The sequence below is a fragment of the Streptomyces rishiriensis genome (assembly GCF_030815485.1).
GTDB classification, from domain to species: domain Bacteria; phylum Actinomycetota; class Actinomycetes; order Streptomycetales; family Streptomycetaceae; genus Streptomyces; species Streptomyces rishiriensis_A.
In genome coordinates, this window is the sequence record NZ_JAUSWV010000002.1 from 7,937,774 (window position 1) to 7,958,543 (window position 20,770).

Consider the following 20,770-nt stretch of genomic DNA (forward strand, 5'->3'; position numbering starts at 1 on the left):
GGGACGACATGGCTACGACGCCGCGTGCATGGGATCGCGAGACGTACCCCCTCTGGCACGGGACCATACCGACGTCGGCGATCCTCGACCGGAGCGGGCCCGAGGACATGTGGGTCAGGGGCGAGGGCTCCTGGCTGATCGACGGTTCGGGACGCCGTGCCCTCGACGCCCGCGCGGGAGTCGGCAACATGATGCTCGGCTACGGAAGGGCCGACGTCGTGGACGCGATGTCCCGTCAGGCGCGCGAGCTGCCCTATGTCTGCATGGTGCGGTGGGAACTGCCGGCGCCCGTGGTCGTCGAACTCGCCCGCGCACTCACCGAGATCGCCCCTTCCGGCCTCGACCGTGTGCGGTTCTGCCACACGGGCGGCGCGGCGGTCGAGAGCGCGATACTGATGGCCCGCTCCTTCCACCGGAACGAGGGCCGACCGGACAAGCGGCTCGTCGTGGGTCTCCGCGACAGTTACCACGGCAGCCCCATGGCGGCCATGGCGGCGAGCGGGCAGCGGATCATGCACTGGCTCTTCGGCCCGATGCCCGACGGATTCCGCCATCTGCCGGAGCCGGGGAGCGCCGACGACTGCGGTGTCCAACTCGCCGCCCAGCTCGACGCGATGGGGCCGGAACGCATCGCGGCGGTGATACTCGAGCCGGTGAAGGGGCGGAACGGCCTGCCCCTTCCTGATCAGTACCTGCGGGCCGCACGTGAGTACTGCACGAAGAACGACATTCTCCTCGTCTTCGATGAGGCGTTCACGGGATTCGGGCGGATGGGGGAGATGTTCGCGGCCGACATCTCCGGAGTCTCGCCGGACATCATGTGCCTCGCGAAGGGCATCACCGCCGGGTACGCGGCACTGGGCGCCGTGCTGGCGACGGACCGGATCCACCGGGCGTTCGACACCGGCAGCACGGTCTTCGCCCACGCGTCGACCACGGACGGCCACCCCGTCGCCTGCGCCGCGGCGCTCGCGGCGATCCGCGCGTACACATCCGAGGATCTGGTGGCCAACGGCCGGGCGCTGGGCCGGTTCCTCTGTGCCCGGCTGAACGAACTGCTCGACGGGGCGCCCGCGTTCGGTGGGGTCCGGGCTGTCGGCGCCTATGTGGCGATCGACGTCGTGGACCAGGACGGCAGCCCGCTCTCGATGCCGGACCGGCAGTACCTGGAGGCGGCCTGCCGACGGCAGGGCGTGCTGGTCCACTACACGCCCGACACCGTCGTCCTGATGCCGCCGCTGACGATGACCCTGGAAGAGGCGGAGTTCGCGGCGCGGGGATTCGCGAGCGTCGTGTCCGGTCTGCGGCCTGCCGTCGCGAGGTGACCCGTGCCGGCGGTCCGGCGTCGGATCCCGGATTGTCGGCCGGGCCCCCGCCCTCTCGCTCACTCCCGCCGGCTGACCTCCCGGGCGGGCTGAACGGCATGCCCTCGCAGGCCGCACAGCCGCAGTGTGCTCTCCAGGCACAGCAGCTCCGCCTCGTGGGTGGTGAGGCGCTCGGCGGTGACTTCCGCCGCGGCCGCGTGCTGCAGTCCGACGACGGCGGCCGTGAGCCAGGCAGCGGGCTGGGACCCGTCGAAGTCGCCCGTGTCCTGGCCCCGCCGGATGAGCCGTTCGAGCCGCGGGGGCACGACGTCGGACAGAGCGTTGCGTCCGGGCCGCGGAGGGCCGGACGCGGCGGGGTTGAGGAGGAGGGGGTTGCGGCGAAGGAACTGCCAGCCGACGTCGAGGAACCGGGCCAGCGCGTCGGCGGGCGGGGCGGTGTCGAGACCCGCGGCGTCCAGCGCGGCCAGGTATTCGGCGGCCGCGGCCTCGATGAGGGCGGCGACCAGCGCGTCGCGTGAGGGGAAGTGCGCGTAGACGGTCTGCCGAGTGACGCCGGCCTCTGCGGCGATGTCGTCCATGCTCGCCTCGGGCCGCTCGCCGAGCACGACCCGGGCCGCGTTGAGGACGGCCTCGATGCTGCGCCGGGCATCGGAGCGGCGGCGGCGTGGCGGCGGAGCCGCCTCGGGCGAGTCGATCATGTCAGGAATAGTAAGGCTGTGGCCCTAACCTTGACAAGCCGTAAGAGATAGCTAACTCTTACAGCATGCCAAACATGAGCGTGGGTGAAGATCATCCGGCGATCGAGGCGCACGGCCTGGTCAAGGTCTACGGGGAGAAGCGAGCGCTGGACGGGATCGATCTGACGATCCGGCGCGGTCAGGTGTTCGGGTTCCTGGGCCCCAACGGCGCGGGCAAGACCACCACGATCCGCATCCTGGCCACGCTGACCCGACCCGACGGCGGCACAGCCCGCGTCCTCGGCCACGACGTGCTGACCGAGACGGACGCGATCCGGGCCCGGGTGGCGATGACCGGCCAGTTCGCCTCCCTCGACGAGGATCTGACGGGGTACGAGAACCTGATGGTCCTCGGCCGGCTCCAAGGGCTGTCCCGGGCCGCCGCCAGACGGCGTGCCGACGCCCTGCTCGCCGCGTTCGACCTGACCGGCGCGGCCGGCCGTCCGGTGGGCGGCTACTCGGGCGGCATGCGACGCCGGCTCGACATCGGCGCCAGCCTGATCGTGACTCCCGACCTGCTGTTCCTGGACGAGCCGACCACCGGCCTCGACCCGCGCAGCCGCAACCAGGTATGGGACCTGGTGCGACGGGTCGCCGCCGCCGGTACGACGGTGCTGCTCACCACCCAGTACCTCGAGGAGGCCGACCAGCTCGCCGAGCAGATCGCGGTCATCGACAACGGCCGGGTCGTGGCCGAGGGCACCAGCGCCCAGCTCAAGTCCCGGGTCGGCTCGGGCACCCTGCACGTCCGGCTCCTCGACGGCGAGCAGCGTCCGCAAGCGCTGCAGATCCTCGCCGGCGCCCTGGAGGGGACGGTCCAGCCCGCCGCCGATCCGCTCGCCCTGTCCATGATGCTCGCCACCCCTTCCGACGTGACGGACACGGGCCGCCTGGTCGGGCACGCCATGACCCGGCTCTCCGAGGCCGGGGTGGGCATCGCCGATCTCTCGCTGGGCCAGCCCAGCCTGGACGAGGCCTTCCTCGCCCTGACCGGCCACCGGACCGCCCCGGCCACCATCGACCACGAGGAACTGACCGCATGAGCACCCCTGCCGTCTCCACGCGCTCCGCTGTGGCGGAGGACCCGATCGACGCGCTGCTCGCCGCGGGACGCACCCGCCACCGTGCCGGCGCGCTCGCCGCCTCGGCCACCTTCGGCGGCCGCGCCATGCTCAAGCTCAAGCATGACCCCAAGCAGCTCGTCGACTCGGCAGCCATCCCGATCCTTTTCACCGTGCTGTTCACCTACCTGTTCGGCGGCGCCATCAGCGGTTCGACCGGCGAATACCTCAAGGTGCTGCTGCCCGGCGTGCTCAGCATGAGCATCGCCATCGTCACCATGTACGGCGGTGGCCGCCTCGCCCAGGACGTGCGCAGCGGAGCCTTCGACCGCTTCCGCGGCCTGCCGGTCTGGCGCGGCGCCTTCGTGCTCGGCGGCCTGCTCAGCGATGTCGCCCGCTACCTGTTCGCCTCCGCCATCGTGGTGGTCCTCGGCATGGTCATGGGCTACCGCCCCGACGGCGGCGTACCGGGCGTGCTCGCCGCCGTCGCCCTGGTCATCGCCTTCGGGCTCTCGCTCTCCCTGCTGTGGGCGGCCGTCGCCCTCGCCGTCCAGGACCCGGCCGTCGTCATCAGCATCGCCAACGCCGTACTGATGCCGCTGTCGTTCGCCAGCAACGTCTTCGTCCAGCCCAGCACGATGCCCGGCTGGCTCCAGGCCTTCGTCGACGTCAATCCGCTCAGCCATGTCGCCAGCGCGGCCCGGGGCCTGATGAACGACACCGGTGGCGCCGGTGGCCCCGTCGTCTGGTCGCTCGTCGCGACCGCCGCCATCACTCTCGTGTGCGGCCCCATCACCCTGCGCCTGTACAGCAAGCAGGGCTGAGGAGGCGCTCCACCGGCTCCGAGCCGGGCCCGTCAGGACGGACCGGCATGCCGCGGAACCCGGACAACGACCTTGTTCAGGCGTCGGCGTGCCCCTGCCCGAACCCATCAGCGGAGATTCCATGCGAGTAACAGCAATCCCGTCCGGCCGGAGGGCCAAGTGGGCCGTCCTCGCCTTCTGGATCGGCCTGTTGGCGGTCGCCAGCGTGTTCAGCGGCAAGTTCGACAGCGTCGTGAAGAACGAGGTGGGCACGTTCCTGCCGAGCAACGCCGAGTCGACCCAGGCCATCGAACTGGCGAAGAAGTTCACCCCGGACATCAGCTCGGCGGTCGTCATCTATGAGCGAGCCGACGGTGACATCACCGCGGACGACCGGGCCGTGGCGAAGGCGGACGCAGGGCGCTTCGCGCAGCTGAAGCACGTGACCGCGCCCCTCGTCGGCCCGGTGGTCGCGAAGGACGGCCGGGCCATCGAGATCGTCGTCCCCGTCAAGGCCGGTGGAAGCGGACAGACGGGCTCGAGCGAGATCGAGGCCGCCGTCAAGGAGATGCGGTCGATCCTCGACTCCCACCCCACCCTCACCACGCACGTCACCGGACCCGCGGGCTACGCCGCGGACCAGGCCGACGCGTTCGCGGGCGCCGACAAGGCGCTGCTCCTGCTCACGGTCGCGATCGTCTTCGTCATCCTGCTGCTCACCTATCGCAGCCCGGTGCTGTGGATCGCCCCGCTGATCTGTGTGGGCGTGGCCCTGTTCGTCGCACAGGCGGCGATCTACCTCTTCGCCCGGTACGGGAGCCTGACGGTCAAGGGAGACACCCAGTTCATCCTCACGGTGCTGGTCTTCGGCGCGGGCACCGACTACGCCCTGCTGCTCATCGCCCGCTACCGCGAGGAGCTGCGCCGGCACGAGGACCGGCACGAGGCGATGGCGGTCGCGCTGCGGCGCTCGGGGTCGGCCATCGTCGCCAGTGCCGTGACGCTGATGCTGAGCCTGCTGTGCTTCCTGGCGGCCGATCTGAACTCGACCAAGAGCCTGGGACCCGCGCTGGCCATCGGCGTCGCGAGCGCCCTGGTCGCCATGGTCACCCTCCTTCCGGCTCTCCTCGTCATCCTCGGGCGCTGGATGTTCTGGCCGGTCCGGCCGACGTTCGGCTCCCCGCAGCCGCCGCAGCGCGGCCCCTGGGAGTGGATCGGGAGCGTGGTGTCCCGCAGGCCGCGCGCCACCTGGATCGGGTCCTCGGCCGTGCTGGGCGTGCTGGCGCTCGGCCTGATCGGATTCACGGCGGACAACATGCAGATGAAGGACTCCTTCACCAGCACGCCCGAAGCCGTCACCGGTGAGCAGGCGATGGCCGTGCACTTCCCGGCGGGCGGCGGCGATCCCGCCCAGATCATCGGCGCCGCCGGCGCAGCCGGCCCGCTGCGGTCCGCGGTGGCCGCCACACCCGGGATCACGGACGTCACCCAGCCGGTGGTGAAGGACGGCCATGTCTACCTGGAGGGCACGCTGACGGCCGCCTCGAACAGCAAGGCGGCGTTCGCGACCGTCGACCGGCTGCGCGACGCGGTGCACGCGGTGCCCGGCGCCGAGGCCAAGGTCGGCGGGGGCAACGCGGTCAACCTCGACTACAAGCGGGCCGCCCAGCACGACCGGACCCTGCTGGTGCCGCTCGTCCTGATCGTCGTCGGTCTCATCATCGGCGCGCTGCTGCGGGCCGTCGTCGCGCCGTTGGTCCTGCTCGCCACGGTCGTGCTGTCGTTCGCGGCGGCGCTCGGGGTGAGCGCCCTGACCTTCCGGCACATCTTCGGGTTCGCCGGAGCCGACCCGGCGATCCCGTTGTGGATCTTCGTCTTCCTCATCGCCCTGGGAGTCGACTACAACATCTTCCTGATGACCCGGGTGCACGAGGAATCCAAGGCGCACGGTACCCGGCGCGGAGCGCTGCGCGGCCTGAACGCCACCGGCGGCGTGATCACCTCGGCGGGCATCGTGCTCGCGGGAACGTTCGCCGCGCTTGCGACGCTGCCCCTGGTCTTCGCCGCGCAAATCGGCTTCGCGGTCGCGTTCGGCGTACTCCTCGACACCTTCCTGGTGCGCTCCGTCCTCGTCACCGCCCTGACGTACGACCTCGGTCGGCGGATGTGGTGGCCGAGTGCCCTCAGCCGCGCGGAGACGGCGAGCGATCCCGAGGAACTCGCGCCGCAGGCGCTCGCCCAGCGGTGACGTCTTCCTGACCGTAGGAGACGAGGGCCTTCCCGGCGCTCGGTGCGGACGGAGACATCCGCACCGGTGGCCGGAGTGCCCTCCTGCCTTGCCGGGCCGCGGCCCCGACCCGAACCGGAGGCCGCGGCCCGCCCGTCGGCCGGTCGGCGACGGCGGGCTGGTGCGCCGTACGGCCGAGTGCGTCGGGGCCGCCCGTCGACGAAGCGAGGCCTCCGCGGCGTACGGGCGAGGGCCCGGGCCCGGCGACGACCTCCGGCCCGCGCCGCGGCCCGGAACCGTGCGGTCGAGCCGGGCGCCGCATCGTCGTCCGGAGACCTGCCCCGCGAGAGCGGGAACCCGCCGCCGGTTCTCCGGCAGCGGGTCCCCCTTTCCCGGTCAGGCCGGGATCGCCAGGGATGCGGGGGTCAACGCCCTTGGCTCTCGGCCCGCATGACGGCGGCCAGCTGCGCGACCGTGGGGTTCTCGAAGAGGCGGCGCAGACCGTCGTCCTGGCTTTCGGACGTGCCGAACTCCTTGGTGATGCGCTCCAGGACGCCGATCGCGTGCAGGGAGTCCCCGCCGAGTTCGAAGAAGTTCTCCTGCGTCCCGAAGTCGTCCCGTCCCAGGACCTCCTGCCAGAAGGACAGCAGCGTCCGCTCCAGTTCGTCCCGGGGAGCCGCAAGGCTGCCGGAGGTCTGCCGTTCCCGCGGGGCGGGCAGCGCCGACATGTCGACCTTGCCGTTCGTGCTCAGCGGCACCTCGGGGATGACGAGGTAGTGGCGGGGCACCATGTATTCCGGCAGGACCTCTTCGAGCGTGCTCCGCAGCGTGTCGGCGTCGGGGTGCGGCTGTCCCGCGAGGGGCTCCCCTTCCGAGGGCACCAGGTAGGCGACCAGCTGCCGCCGGCCCGTCCTCGGATTGGTGTCCACGCCGACCAGCGCGTCCCGGACGCCCGGATGCCGCCGCAGGGGGACCGCGATCTCACCGAGCTCGATGCGATAGCCGTTGAGTTTGATCTGCGAGTCCTCGCGGCCCAGGAACTCGATGTCCCCGTCGGGGAGATAGCGGCCGAGGTCACCGGTCCGGTAGAGACGGGCCTTGGTCCGGGGATGCACGACGAACCGCTCCGCCGTCCGCTCGGGATCGGCCCAGTAGCCGCGGGCCACGCCGCTGCCGCCGATGTAGATCTCACCCGTCGTCCAGACCGGGCTCGGCTCCAGCCACTGGTCGTACACGTGCATGGTCTGGTTGGCGAGCGGCTTGCCGTAAGGAATCCGTGACCAGTGCGGGGGCACCGTGCCGATCGGGTGGTGGATCGACCAGATCGACGCCTCGGTGGCGCCGCCCAGGCTCTTCACCTGGGCCGCGGGATAGACCGCGCGGATCCGGTCCGGCAGCGTCACGGGGATCCAGTCACCGCTCATCATGACCAACCGCAGCCCGTGTCCGGGCGGGGGAGCCGCCGGATCGTGCGCGTCGATCCACGCCTGCATGAGGGCCGGCACGGTGTTCCAGAGCGTCACCCGGTGCCGGTCCACCAGGTCGGCCCAGTGCCGCGGCTCCTGCGACCTGCCCGGCTCCGGCACGACGACGCCGCCTCCCGCGGCCAGCAGACCGAAGACGTCGTACACGGAGAGGTCGAAGCTGAGCGCGGACAGCGCCAGCACACGGTCGTCCGAGGTGACACGGAAGCGGTCGTTGAGGTCCTGGATCGTGTTGGCCGCGGCCCGGTGGTCGATCATCACGCCCTTCGGCGTGCCGGTCGATCCGGACGTGAAGATCACGTACGCCAGGTCGTCCGGGTCGGGACCGGTCCGCGGCGGGGTGGACGGAGCGGACCGTACCTCGGCGTCGGCGAGGGTCACCAGCCGGATTCCGTCCGGCCAGGTCAGCTCGTCGCGCAAGTGCGGTGTCGTGACCACCACCCGGACCTGGCCCTGCCGGAGCAGCTGCTCCCTCCGGGCGGCCGGCCAGCGCGGCTCCACCGGCAGGTACGCGGCCCCGGACCGGGTGACGCCGAGGGCCGCCACCACCTGCTCGTACCCCTTCTCGGCGACGATGCCGATCAACTCGTCCCGGGTCGCGTCCAGCGACTGCAGGACATGGGCCAGCCGGTGGGCGTCGTCGACCAGCTCGCGGTAGGTGTGCTCACCGTCGGCCGAGATCACGGCGATCGCGTCCGGGGTCCGCCCGGCCTGTTCCTCGACGAGGCCGCAGAGGGTGCGCCGGGGAATGGAGGCCCCGGTCTCGTTGACACGGCGGCGCTCGTCGGCCTGCGTGGCCGGAAGCGTGACGAGCTCTCGCTCGTCCCAGGCGGCTTCGCTCTCGCTGAGGCGCTCCAGGCACGTCCGGTGGGCGAGGAACATCTCCTCGAGCATGCCGGCGGGGAAGAGGTCCTCGACGTAGTCCCAGTTGACCAGCAGTTCGCCCCGGTCCTCGAGCACCTGGTAGTCCAGCCAGACCTGGGGCGTCTGGCTGACGCCGTACACGACGTCGCCGAACACCTGGGCCGTCTCGGTGGGGTTCGACCCGGACTCGAAGCCGATCATGCTCGTGAACACCACCGGCATCCCGGCGCCGGGCCGGCCGCCCAGACGCCTGGCGCGCTCCCGCAGGACGCGGACGCCCGAGTAGCTGGAGTGCCCGAGATCCTCCATGAGCCGGTGGTGCAGGCGCTTCACCCGCGCCGCGAAGGAGTCCTCCGGCCCTGGCCGTGTCTCCAGGAGGACCAACGAGGTGTAGTCGCCTATCACCTCGCCGATCCTCGGGTGGAGCGGTGGCCGGTTGAACAGCGTCAGGTTGAGCGTGAGCTCGGGCCGTTTCGACCAGCGCCGGAGCACATCGGCGTAGGCGGCGACGAGCACGGCGGACGGGGTGAGACCCCGGCGCCGGGCCGTCTCCTTGATGGCGGACCACCGGTCGCGGGGGAGTCGGGCATGCTGCCGGGCGAACTTCGGACAGGAGAGCTGCCCGGGCTGGACGGCCAGCGGCAGTTCGGGAGCGGGTGGCAGCCGGTCGAGCCGGTCCAGCCAGTACCGCCTGTCGTCTTCGAACCGCCGTTCGCCCTGCTGCCGCCGCTCGGCGAGGACACAGTCGCGGAAGGTGACGTCGAGGGGCTCGGGCGGGGCGTCCGGCCGGCTGTAGAAGCGGAACCAGTCGCGCTGGAAGATCCCGAAGCTGAACCCGTCCATGACCAGCATGTCCAGGCTGAGGTGCAGGCGCCACCGCCGGTCGGCCAGCCGGGTCGCGCGGACCTCGAACAGCGGCCAGCGGTCGGCGGGCAGGACCTGGTGCGCCAGCTCCTCCCGGATCCGCGCGATTCCCGCTTCCTGCGCCGTGTCGTCGAGGCCGGCCAGGTCCGTGACCTGGATGTCGTACGGCGGTACCTCGGGCAGCACACGCTGGCGGCCGTCGGGCTGGATGACCGCCCGGAGCATGTCGTGGTGCCGGACGAGTCGGTCCAGGCTCCGGCTCAGCCTCGGGACGTCGAGATCCGCGGCGTCGAACTCCAGGTAGCAGTGGGTCGAGTTGCCGCCGAGTTCCACCACGGGGGTCCGGCCCACCCAGTACGCCTGCTGGATGTCCGTCAGCGGAAACGGCTCATGCCGCTCCTCGGGCAGTGGAGTCAGGCCGGCGGGCTCGTCCGCGTGTTCGGAGCGCGAGACGATCTCGATGAGCTCGTCCCTGCGAAGCTTCATCTCCTCGCGCAGTTCCGAAGTGAGAGCACCGGGCGGGGCCGTCACGTGAAGCCGGCCGTCGGCCAGCCGCATCCTCACCCCGCGGCGGTACAGCTCGGCGAAGAGATCGGTGGTCATCGTGCCTGCCTTCCTGGCGGTTACAGGATGAGTTCTTCGATCATTCCGGCGGCCTCCGGCTCCTCGTCGTCGACGACGAGGCTCCTGGCGGCCAGGGTCCGGCAGACCAGGTCGACGATGTCCGCCACAGTGGTGTCGCCGAGCAGGCGCTGCGGCGGTACGTCCACGCGAAGCTCCGTACGGAACTGCTCCCGGAGCCCCATCGTGCGCAGTGAGTCCATGCCGAGATCGCCCAGCCGGGCGCCGGCGAACCGGGCGCGCAGGCTCTCCCGGTCGTCCGCGAGCCCCTCGACCAGGGCGGTCACCCGGGTGAACAGCAGGTCCGTGAGGGTGCCGCGCGCCGTCTGCGGATCCTCGACGGCGAGCCGCGACAGTCCGTCGGCGTCCCACGGTCCGGCGTCGGACGGCTCCGCGCGGGATCCCGCCTGTGCGGCCAGGTCGGATGCGCGGTACGTGAGCCCCGTGACCGTGACGAGCGGTTCGCCGGTGTCGGAGTACAGCTCCAGGTCGACCGGGCCGTCCGCCGTACGGCGGACGTGGCACCACATGCGCGGCGGCAGATCGCGGTGGCGGGTGAGACGTGAGAGCCCCGCAGGGAGCCACACGGCGGTGCCGGTGTCCGCGTCGGCGACGAGCGGCAGGGCGGTCAGGAAGCACGTCTCGAGCACCACGGGGTGGATCAGGTAGGGCTCGCCGTCCGTGGCGGCCACGTCGGTCTCGATGAGGGCCAGCGCCTCGTTGTCCGCCTGCCACCAGCGCCGGGTCGCGTCCCGGAAGGCCGGGCCGCAGGTGATCCCGGCGTCGCCGAGCCGCGCGGCCGGCGTGCCGGGATCCTGCTCGGTCATCCTGGAGCGCAGCCGCTCCAGGTCCGCGGGGGAGGGGACCGGCGGGATGTCCTCGGTGGCCGAGGCGGTGAACCGGAGGGTCCAGCCGTGGCCGGCGTCCCCGGGCTTTGCGCTGAATCCCCTGATCCGGAGGACCGTGCCGTGCGGTTCGGCCGCCGTCTGAAGGGCTGGCACCTGCGTGCCGTGCAGCGTGACCGGCTCACCGAAGGTGAGGTTCTCGATCGTCCGGGCGCCGCCGCCGTCACGGTCGCCGCAGGAGGCCGCGTGGCGCGCGGCCGCCAGTGCCCATTCGGCGACGGCGGCGGGCGGCAGGACGGGCGTGCCGCGCAACCGGTACTGGGCGACGTGCCAGGGCCCGCGATCCGGAGCTGTCCGGACGTACCAACGCTCGGTGGCGTCGGCGAGGTCGACCGCGCCCCCGAGCAGCGGGTGCACGGGCTGCCTGACGACATCGTGCCCGCCCCGGCTCCGGGCGACCGGCGCCTCGAGCCAGTACCGCTTGCGCTGGAACGGGTAGCCGGGCAGGCGGACCCGGCCGGCGTCCGTCCCGGCGCAGACGCCCCAGGACACCGTCGCGCCGGCCGTGTACGCCGTCGCGAGGAGTTCCAGCACCCGGCCCACGGTGACGACGGCTCCGGGATCCAGCTCCAGGCAGGCCGTCACCCCCTGCGACCGGACCCCGGACAGGACGTCCTCGGTGCCGGTCCGCAGGAAGTCGCCCGTCGCCCAGTGGTCCGGGCGGCCGGGTTCGCCGCGGGAGACGAGCGGGATACGCGGTTGCGCGTAGCCGATCCGCTCCGCGGTGCCCCGCAGCCGTTCCCCGGCCCCGTCGTCCCCGGTGTCGAACGCGTACGCCGCGGCCGCGAGTGCTCCGGCATCGTCCAGCGACAGGACACCGGCGACATGTGCCGCGGTGAGCTCGCCGATGTCCGCGCCGGCGAGAAGGTCCGGCACGACTCCGCACGAGCGGATCACGCGGTACAGCGCCACCTGGTGGGCGAACACGGTGGCATGCCGGTACGCCGTCAGCGGCCTGTCGAGGCGGGCCTCCAGACACCTGCGGACGTCGTCGTACGCCTCGGCGAAGGCGGGGAACCGGTCCGCCAGCCTCCGGACCGAGTCACCGGTTCCCGGCTCCCCGCCGGTGAACACCACCGCCGTCTTCCCGGCGGTGACCGCGCCGGTGATCAGACCGGGTGCGTCCTCGCCCCGGGCCAGCGCGGCGAGTGCGGCGAGGTGCTCGTCGGCGGAGGCGCCCGTACTGACCGCGCGGTGCCCGAACCCCGCCCTCATGCGGGCGAGCGACTGCCCGACCGCCGCGGTGGGCGCCGGATGAGCGGTGAGAAAGTCGCCGAGTTGCGCGGCCATGGCGCGCAGCGCCGGCTCGGTCTTCGCCGACAGCACCCAGGGCGTCGGGGCATCGTCGGGGGTGGCCGGCGCCGGGGCGGACGCGCCGTCCGCGGCGGCATGCTCCTCCAGGATCAGGTGCGCGTTGGTGCCGCTGATGCCGAACGAGGACACACCGGCCCGGCGCGGCCGGCCGCCGGCCGGCCACGGAACCGACTCGTCGGTCAGCGCGACCGTCCCGCCGGACCAGTCCACATACGTGGACGGCTGGTCGACGTGAAGCGTCCGCGCGTGGGTTCTCGCGCGAAGGGACATGACCATCTTGATCACGCTCGCCACCCCGGACGCGGTCTGGGTGTGGCCGATGTTCGACTTGACCGAGCCGAGCCGCAGAGGCCGGTCCGCCGTCCTGTTCTCGCCGTACGTGGCGATGAGGGCCTCGGCCTCGATCGAGTCGCCCAGCGGGGTGCCGGTGCCGTGTCCCTCCACCGCGTCCACCTGGTCGGGGGTGAGCCCGGCGGTTGCCAACGCCTGCCGGATGACCGCCTCCTGGGCCGCACGGCTCGGAGAGGTCAGCCCGTTCGTCGCGCCGTCCTGGTTCACCGCCGAACCGCGGATGACCGCGAGCACGTCGTGGCCGTTGCGCAGTGCCACGGACAGGCGTTCCAGCACCAGCAGCCCGGCGCCCTCGCCGAACCCCATGCCGTCCGCGGCGGCGGCGAAGGGCTTGCATCTGCCGTCCCGGGCGAGAGCGCCGCGGCGGCCGAACTCGATGACGACGTCCGGCGTGGCCATGATCGTGACCCCGCCGGCCAGCGCGAGTTCGCAGTCGCCGCGCCGAAGGGCCTGACATGCCTGGTGGATGGCCACCAGTGAGGAGGAGCAGGCCGTGTCGATGCTGATGGCGGGCCCGTGCAGTCCCATCACGTAGGCGACCCGGCCGGACGTCGTACTCGGGGCGCCGCCCACGATCAACTGGTCTTCGACGCCCGCCGGGAGCACGGCATCCGGTCCCGCGCCGTAGTGACAGTAGGAGACGCCGGCGTAGACGCCCGTCCGGGTCCCGCGCAGGCCGGCCGGGTCCAGGCCGGCGTGCTCCACCGCGTCCCACGCGGTCTCCAGGAGCAGCCGCTGCTGCGGGTCCATGGCCAGTGCCTCGTGTTCACCGATCCCGAAGAACTCGGCGTCGAAACGGTCGGCTCCGGCGACGAAGCCTCCTTGGTACGCCGTCGGTTCCGGCGTCGCCGGGGTGCCGCCGTCGGGTACGACGACCGCGCCCCAGCCACGGTCGTCGGGAAACGGCGAGATGCCGTCGCGCTCGTCTGCCACGAACCGCCAGAGATCCGCCGCGGAACGCAGGTCGGGCGGGAACCGACAGCCCATGCCGACGATCGCGACGGGCTCGGAATCCCTGAGTTCGGCCTCGTGCAGTTTGAGGGCCATACGCTGCAGATCGCCGGTGGCCTTCTTCAGGTACTGACGCAGCTTTTCTTCATCAGCCATTGACCGTACGGCTCCCCGTGATATTCGAGAGATTCGGGTACCCGGGAACGGGTGATTTGTTGGGCGACCCCATTCCCGATCGACCCTACTGTGCGGTCGTGAACCCCTGATACCCCACCTCCACCCCTATGTGCACCCCTATGCGTCTCGGCTAAGGGTGTGGTAGGGGTTGATGAGGCATGGGGAGTCGGGTATAGCGTGGCACATGGCGGGGTGGACGAGCACGCGGATGTGCCGGTGAGAATGCATCGGTGAAGTGCACTCTCCACGTTCCGTGAGGTATTTACCGTAAGTATGGTGACGGCTCGGATGGCGGCCGTTGTATTCGCATGGACTCTCGTCCGAGAAAGGCTCGACAAGTCGATGGCTGAGCAAGGCAATGGGCTGAGCGTCAAGGCGGCGGCCTGGTTACCGGCCGGGAGGAGGATTCCGCCCACGGGTGAGTCCCTGTACGTGCGGTGGACCCACGGCACGCCCCCGCGCAAGGGAACGCAGTGATGACCGCCCTCGCCGGGGCGGGCGCCCAGGACATGAGGCTGGCGGTCCTGTTCGCCGACATGGCACTGGTGCTGGTGGCGGGTGCGGCACTGGGGAGGCTCGCCCAGAAGTTCCGTCAACCGATGGTCGTCGGCGAGATCTCGGCGGGCATCCTGCTCGGGCCCAGCGTGCTCGGCCTGCTGCCGGGCGACCTGCCGGCCCGCATCTTCCCCGCCGACGTACGGCCGCTGCTGTCGGCGGTCTCCCAGGTGGGTCTGGTCCTGTTCATGTTCGTGGTCGGCTGGGAGTTCGAGAAGCGCCTGATCAGGCCGCATGCCCGGCTCGCCGCAGGGGTCTCGCTGACGTCGATCGCGGTGGCCTTCGGACTGGGCGTGGCCCTCGCGCCGTTCCTGTACGACGAGCACTCCTCGGTGGCCGGGCACCACATCTCCTTCGCGGCCTTCGCGACCTTCCTCGGCACCGCGATGTCCGTGACCGCCTTCCCGGTGCTGGCCCGGATCCTGCACGAGAACAAGCTCTTGGACTCCAGGGCCGGCTCGCTGTCGCTGGCCAGCGCCGCCATAGACGACCTGCTCGCCTGGTGCCTTCTGGCGTACGTCTCGGCCCTGGTCACCGCGCACGGCGACTACTCCGAGCTGGCCCGCATCGGGCTGTACAGCCTGCTCTACGTGGCCGGGATGCTGCTGGCCGTACGGCCGCTGGTGGCCCGCCTGGTGTGGCGCTGGGCCGCCACCGAACGCTGGTCCGCGCTGCTCTCGGTGCTGTGCGCGGGCGCGCTGACCTCGGCCTGGCTGACCACCTGGATCGGCATCCACGCGATCTTCGGGGCGTTCCTGTTCGGGTTCGTCATGCCCCGCGAGCCCGCCATGGTCCTGGCCGAGCACGTGCGCCGGCCCATGGACCACGTCAGCGTCGTGCTGCTCCCGGTCTTCTTCATCGTCACCGGGCTCGGCGTGGACCTCGGCGCGCTCACCGGGGGCGACGTCCTGGCGCTGGTCGCGATCGTCGTCGTGGCCTGCGCCGGCAAACTGGTCGGCGCGATCCTCCCGGCCCGGATGGCGGGCTTCTCCTGGAGGGAGGCGACGGACCTGGGACTGCTCATGAACACCCGGGGCCTGACCGAACTCATCATCCTCAACGCCGCCGTCAGCCTGGGCGTCCTGGACGGGCGCATGTTCACCATGCTCGTGATCATGGCCCTCGTCACGACGGCGATGGCCGGCCCGCTGCTGTCCCGGCGCGGCGCCATCCCCGTACCGGACGCGCCCGGACAGGACCCGGAGACGGCCGCGCCGCCCGCGGACGTCGGCGCCCCGCGCACCTGAACACGAGCTCTCGCATCCCGGCCCGGGAACACCTCCCGCCCGTCCGCGAGAGCCGCCGAGGCAATGAGCGATTTCCTCGCCGCATCGCTTGCCGGCGGGGTGATTCCGCATACCCGGGCAGGGAATGAAGAATGCACGAGGAAATGTGCGGGATTAATCTGCCGTGCCGCGTGGTCCCCCTGATAGCGTCGACAGGGTTCGTTGGCGGTCAGCGTGTCGATCCTGCATCGGGAGATGGACTGTGTCGGGCCAATCTGTAACGGTGGATACGCCCTGGGAAAAGGTGGCGCATTCCATCGAATTCGTCCCTGTCAAGTATTCCAGTAAGAGTCAGCCGGAATCGGTGGCGCAGGAGATGCTGCGTTGCGGATCTGCGGAGATCGATCGGCTCGTCGCCGCCGGACTGCCGTACGAGGAGCGGTCCGGAATCCGTCACTTCGACCCGAACGATCTCTACAACCTCGGCATGTACTCGAACACCGCGAAGACCCAGCCGGAACTCACGTTCCGCATGCTCTTCCGGTTCGCCGGCCGGCCCGTGGACGACCTGCTGCGCACCAGAATCTGGGATTTCCAGGTCCGTCTGGAATGCGCCGACTGCGCGGGGGAGGCTCCGTGGCGCCTGGAGGAGCCGGACATCGCCCGGTTCGGCGGGAGCCTCACCGACGTGACGGCGCCGGCGCCGGGGTCGGGATCGGCCACGTACAAGGCCACGGTCACCACGACCGGTGCGCGCACTCCGGTGCTCGCCCCGGTACTGCGGCGGCTGACCAGCGAGTACCTGGCCGCCGGCTATCGCTGGCAGATGATTCCCGTACCCATGCAGGCCGACTACGCGCTGGTGCACGAGCTCGGCGCGACGAGTTGCATCGCGGCCAGCCTGCTGCTCGCCGAGCGTTTCCGGGACGCCGGGTACCGGGCCGAGGCGAAACGGGGCTGGTTCTGCGGTGTGGTCGGCGGCGCCCTGGATCTGCCGCACGCGTGCGTCGAGGTGGAGGACGACGACGGCAGGCTCAAGACCATCGACATCGCCAAGGCCCAGCTCGCCGCGCGGCTCTCCGCCGGCACCGGCGACTTCCAGGAACTGTGCCTCGGATCGATCTACAACAAAGTCATTCCGTCCACCGCTTCTGGCAACGCCGCTCTGGGCCATCACGACTGCGGCTCACAGACGCCGGTCCACGTGCGCGCGGATATCCGATCGGTGCGTTGAGGAGAGATTGCCCATGGGTGTACGCGATATCGAACCGGTCGTGCTGGACCTGGACCGGCTGGAACAGATGGCGGAGTCCGGCTACTACAACCCGTACACGGCCTTCGACTGGCCCGACACCATCGAGGCCGACAAGCCGTGGATGAGCGAGAGCCTGACCACGCTGGCCGGCACCGAGATGTGGGACGAGCTGACCCGCGAACAGCAGCTCGCGCTGACGAGGTACGAGGCGATCAACTTCTTCAGCCTCAACATCCACGGCATCCGTGAGCTGCTGACCGAGGTGGTCATGCGCATCCACGAGCGCGCCTACGCGGGCGTCTCGGAGTTCCTGCACCACTTCATCGGCGAAGAGAACGAGCACATGTGGTTCTTCGCCCAGTTCTGTCTGCGCTACGGCGGCAAGCTGTACGGGGCACAGCCGAAGCTCCGGGCCGACTCGGTGGACCATCTCTCGCCGCCGGCACGTGAGTTGGTCGTGTTCGCGCGCGTTCTGATCTTCGAGGAGATCGTCGACCACTACAACGCCCACATGGCGACCGACGAGACGCTGCCGCACATCGCCCGCGAGGTCAACCGGGTGCATCACCAGGACGAGAGCCGGCACGTCGCCTTCGGCCGGATGATCTTCGTGAACCTGCTCGACCAGGTGACCCGGCGCGATCCCGCCGAGGTCCCCTTGGTCGCGCAGTACCTCGAGAAGTACCTGCAGTACAGCGTCGCCACCCTCTACAACCCCGCCGCCTACCGTGACGCGGGCATCCCGGACGCGCTGAACCTGCGGCGGCGCGCGCTGGAACACCCTGCCAGGAAGGCGGCGCACGACCGGGTGCTGAAGCGGACACGACGCTTTCTCGAGAAGTCGGGCGTGGGCGTCGGGGAGTCGGCCGAGTGATGAGCGAACCCATGAAATCCGTCCAGCAGTTCATCCTGGAGCGCAACCCCGGACTCGACCGGCTGGACGGCGATCTCGACCTGATCGACAGCCGGGCCATCAACTCGCTCGCCTTCGTCGACTTCATCTTCCTGCTGGAGGAGCTGATGGGCGAGGCGATCGATCCCGAAGAGCTGGACCTGGACGACTTCCGCACGCTCAACGCGATCGAAGCGCGATTCTTCAAGCAGGAGGCGGCGTGACGACCACAGCAACGGACCACGGCCTGAGCGTTCTCGACGGCGACCAGTTGCGTCTGCTGCGGGCGCTCGACGCGGTGTTCCAGCGCTTCGCCGAGGGATGGCAGGCTCCGGAGTTCCGGTTCCCCTTCCTGATCCGGTGCCAGGACCTGGACACCTTCGACTACTTCGACAACTTCCCGCACCTGGGCCTGACCGCGACCCGGCTCGACCCGCACCGCCTCGGCAAGCTGCTGACCGAGACGCCACGGCCACTGGACGCCGTCCCGCCCGAGACCATGGAACCGGCCGTCTTCGCGCTGCCGTCGGCGGCCTGCTACGCCGTCTACGTCGACCTGGCCGGCACGGCGCTGCCCGGCAGCGGGGTCACCCGGACGACGCTCGCCACCTGCTTCCGCAACGAGGACCACTACGACGGCCTCCAGCGGCTGCTGGGCTTCTCGATGCGGGAGATCGTCTTCATCGGCCCGGAGGACGGCGCCAAGCAGCACCTCACGCGTGCCAAGGACACCGTGCTGACGCTCTGCGCCGAGCTCGGGCTGGACGTGCAGGTCGAGGTCGCGACCGACCCCTTCTTCGACAAGAACAGCGGCAAGGCCAAGATGCAGCGGCTGTTCCCGGTCAAGGAGGAGTTCGTCGTCGACGGCCTGGCGATCGGCTCGGTGAACTACCACCGGAACTTCTTCGGCGAGCGGTGCTCCATCCAGGCCGCCGGCGACACCGCGCACACCAGCTGCCTCGCCTTCGGCCTGGAGCGGTGGGTGCACACCCTGACCCAGCGCTTCGGCGACAGCGCCGCCGCGCTGTCCGCAGTGGAGGACCTGAGCTGATGCGTCCGACGTTGGCAGAGGTGCTCGGCATCCGGGTGAGCCTGCTCCAGTCGGGAATGGGCGGCGTCGCGGGCCCGGACCTGGCATGCGCGGTGTCCGAGGCCGGCGCGGGGGGCTGCGCGGGCGGCTACAAGCTGGTCGACGACCCGCTGTCGGCCATGCTCGAGCGGCTCGTCGCGGGAACCGACCGCCCTGTCGGCGTGAATCTGATCCCCGAGGTCGTCGGACCGGACGAGCTCGTCCGGCAGGTCGCGCAGGTGCTCGACCGGACGCCGCAGCACGTGTACCTCTCCCTGTTCGGCATGGCCGACGACGCCGTGCTCGAGCGGATCACCGCCGCGGGACGCCGACTAGTCGTGCAGGTCGGGACCGTCGAGAGCGGTGTGCGCGCGGCCGCGCACGGCGCGATCGTGGTGGCGCAGGGCGTCGAGGCGGGCGGCCACCTCCTCGGTACGCCGAACAGGAACGACCTGGTCGCGGAGCTGCGTGCCCTGCTGCCCGCCGCCTGCCTCGTCGCGGCGGGCGGGATCGGCTCGCCGGCCCAGGCCGCCCGGGCGGTCGCCGCCGGAGCCGACGGCGTCCTGCTCGGCACCGCCTTCGTGGTCGCCCGCGAGTCGCTGGCCCACCCGTACTTCAAGACCGCGGTCCGTGCCTCCGGCGAAGCCGACACGGTGATCACCGATGTGTACGAGATCGGATGGCCGGGCCGGCGCCACCGCGTCATCGCGACGGACGTCACCCGCGATCCGGACCAGCCCAAGAAGTTCATCGGCCGCACGGTGGTCGAGGGGAAGCCGCACGTGGTGCCGCGGTTCAGCGCCGCGACACCGACCGTCTCCACCACCGGCCGCGTCGAGGAGATGGCCCTGTACTGCGGTCTGTCCTGCGGCGCCGTCTCGCAGGAACGCCCGGCGGCCGACATCGTCGCCGAATTCGCGCACATCCTCGAGGGCGCCGACGCCCTCGGGGGAGGGAAAGGATAGAACCGATGCCAGGCTACGAGAACCTGTCCCGGATGGATCTCACCTACCGCGAGGACACGCCTCGGATCCCCACCCGTGAGGGGGTGGAGCTCTACTACGAGTCCCGCGGCGAGGGCACGCCGATCACCATGGTCAACCCCTTCTTCCTGACCAGCCCGTCCTGGCGCGTGTTCAGCGAACAGCTGGAGAAGGACTACCGCCTCGTCAGCTACGACATGTGCAACCACGGGGCCTCCTCGCACATCCCCGAGGAGCCGACCTGGGACGAGCACATCACCGACCTGATCGGCCTGCTGGACGCCCTGGAGATCGAGTCGACGTATCTCATCGGCGTGTCGACCTCCACCGTGCTGGCCCGGGACATGGCGATCAAGCATCCCGACCGCATCAAGGGCCTCGTGCTGACAGGGCCCGTCTTCGGCCCCCGCGGAATGCGGCGCCAGCGGCAGGTGCAGCGGGCGTGGCTCCGTACGCTGCAGACCCACGGCGTCGCGGGCCTTTACGAGCACATGTACCCGGAGGTCTTCAGCGCCGAGATGAACGAGTTCCTGGGCTCTCCGGGCTACCTGGCCTTCCGGGAGGCCTTCTCGGCCCTGTCCACCGTCGAGGACCTGGTCAACGGCCTCACCCGTGCCATGAAGGACGAGCACAAGCCCCAGATGCTGGCCGGGATCCAGGCGCCGACGCTCGTCGTCATCGGCGACGACGACTTCCTGCTGGGACCGACGGGCGCCAAGGAACTGGCCGGGCAGTTCCCCGACGGCCGGCACGAGATCATGCCGAAGGCCGGCCACGTGCCCTACGTGGACGACGCCGAGCACTTCCAGGCCCTCGTGCACAAGTTCATCGGGGAAGTGGAAGCGCGTGCCTGACCAGGCGGCGGAGGTGCGGCTGCGCATCAGGGAGCTGCTGCTCGGCCTGTTCGCCGATGCCGGGTTCCTCAGCGGCGTCCCCGACTCGGCCTCCCTGCGCCAGGCTGGCGTGTCGTCCAACGCACTGGTCAGCCTGCTGGTGGCGATGGAGGACGCCTTCGGCTTCGAGTGGGACGACGACGTCCGGCCGGAGGCGCTGCGCTCGGTCGAGTCGCTGGCCGACCACGTGCTGGCACTCCGGGTGTGAGGGTG

General features: G+C 70.8%; 15 protein-coding genes. 12 read left to right on the forward strand and 3 right to left on the reverse strand.

What is annotated here, in order from left to right; all coding sequences use genetic code 11:
* The first annotated feature begins 8 nt into the window (after positions 1-8).
* Positions 9-1,325: an aminotransferase family protein gene (locus QF030_RS37500; RefSeq protein WP_307167013.1), complete on the forward strand. Its 1,317-nt coding sequence runs from the start codon at positions 9-11 to the stop codon at positions 1,323-1,325.
* Positions 1,326-1,384: 59 nt separating this feature from the next.
* Here QF030_RS37500 and QF030_RS37505 read toward each other — a convergent pair whose 3' ends face one another.
* Entirely contained in the window at positions 1,385-2,023 is a 639-nt protein-coding gene (locus QF030_RS37505; protein WP_307167014.1) for a TetR/AcrR family transcriptional regulator, read from the reverse strand.
* A gap of 74 nt (positions 2,024-2,097) precedes the next feature.
* Between QF030_RS37505 and QF030_RS37510 the strand changes: the two genes are divergently transcribed.
* The 3 genes from QF030_RS37510 to QF030_RS37520 all read left to right on the forward strand — a co-directional run bounded on the left by QF030_RS37510 (position 2,098) and on the right by QF030_RS37520 (position 6,174).
* Positions 2,098-3,105 carry an ATP-binding cassette domain-containing protein gene (locus tag QF030_RS37510; protein WP_307167015.1) on the forward strand — a complete coding sequence of 336 codons (1,008 nt, stop codon included), beginning with the start codon at positions 2,098-2,100 and terminating at the stop codon, positions 3,103-3,105.
* Positions 3,102-3,947 (forward strand): ABC transporter permease, encoded by an 846-nt coding sequence (locus QF030_RS37515; protein WP_307167016.1) that lies wholly within the window; start codon positions 3,102-3,104, stop codon positions 3,945-3,947. Before QF030_RS37510 ends, QF030_RS37515 begins: the two co-directional genes overlap by 4 nt.
* A gap of 121 nt (positions 3,948-4,068) precedes the next feature.
* Positions 4,069-6,174 carry an MMPL family transporter gene (locus QF030_RS37520; protein ID WP_307167017.1) on the forward strand — a complete coding sequence of 702 codons (2,106 nt, stop codon included), beginning with the start codon at positions 4,069-4,071 and terminating at the stop codon, positions 6,172-6,174.
* 404 nt (positions 6,175-6,578) lie between these two features.
* On the opposite strand, the gene QF030_RS37525 is transcribed toward QF030_RS37520, so the two are convergent.
* A complete protein-coding gene (locus QF030_RS37525) occupies positions 6,579-9,968 on the reverse strand; it encodes a non-ribosomal peptide synthetase (protein WP_307167018.1) in 3,390 nt (1,129 codons plus the stop codon).
* A 20-nt stretch (positions 9,969-9,988) separates the two neighbouring features.
* Positions 9,989-13,663, reverse strand: a complete 3,675-nt coding sequence (locus QF030_RS37530; RefSeq protein ID WP_307167019.1) for a type I polyketide synthase — start codon at positions 13,661-13,663, stop codon at positions 9,989-9,991.
* A 497-nt stretch (positions 13,664-14,160) separates the two neighbouring features.
* Between QF030_RS37530 and QF030_RS37535 the strand changes: the two genes are divergently transcribed.
* From QF030_RS37535 to QF030_RS37570, 8 genes are all read left to right on the forward strand, one after another.
* Complete coding sequence (locus tag QF030_RS37535) at positions 14,161-15,486, forward strand: cation:proton antiporter (RefSeq protein WP_307167020.1); 1,326 nt, start codon at positions 14,161-14,163, stop codon at positions 15,484-15,486.
* 262 nt (positions 15,487-15,748) lie between these two features.
* Positions 15,749-16,699, forward strand: a complete 951-nt coding sequence (locus QF030_RS37540; protein WP_307167022.1) for a hypothetical protein — start codon at positions 15,749-15,751, stop codon at positions 16,697-16,699.
* A gap of 13 nt (positions 16,700-16,712) precedes the next feature.
* Entirely contained in the window at positions 16,713-17,594 is an 882-nt protein-coding gene (locus QF030_RS37545; RefSeq protein ID WP_307167023.1) for a diiron oxygenase, read from the forward strand.
* Positions 17,594-17,836 carry an acyl carrier protein gene (locus QF030_RS37550; RefSeq protein ID WP_307167024.1) on the forward strand — a complete coding sequence of 81 codons (243 nt, stop codon included), beginning with the start codon at positions 17,594-17,596 and terminating at the stop codon, positions 17,834-17,836. Before QF030_RS37545 ends, QF030_RS37550 begins: the two co-directional genes overlap by 1 nt.
* Positions 17,833-18,663: a hypothetical protein gene (locus QF030_RS37555; RefSeq protein WP_307167025.1), complete on the forward strand. Its 831-nt coding sequence runs from the start codon at positions 17,833-17,835 to the stop codon at positions 18,661-18,663. The genes QF030_RS37550 and QF030_RS37555 overlap by 4 nt, the downstream gene beginning before the upstream one ends.
* Entirely contained in the window at positions 18,663-19,646 is a 984-nt protein-coding gene (locus QF030_RS37560) for an NAD(P)H-dependent flavin oxidoreductase (RefSeq protein WP_307167026.1), read from the forward strand. The genes QF030_RS37555 and QF030_RS37560 overlap by 1 nt, the downstream gene beginning before the upstream one ends.
* A 5-nt stretch (positions 19,647-19,651) precedes the next feature.
* Entirely contained in the window at positions 19,652-20,518 is an 867-nt protein-coding gene (locus tag QF030_RS37565; protein ID WP_307167027.1) for an alpha/beta fold hydrolase, read from the forward strand.
* Complete coding sequence (locus QF030_RS37570) at positions 20,511-20,765, forward strand: phosphopantetheine-binding protein (protein ID WP_307167028.1); 255 nt, start codon at positions 20,511-20,513, stop codon at positions 20,763-20,765. Before QF030_RS37565 ends, QF030_RS37570 begins: the two co-directional genes overlap by 8 nt.
* Positions 20,766-20,770: the final 5 nt, after the last annotated feature.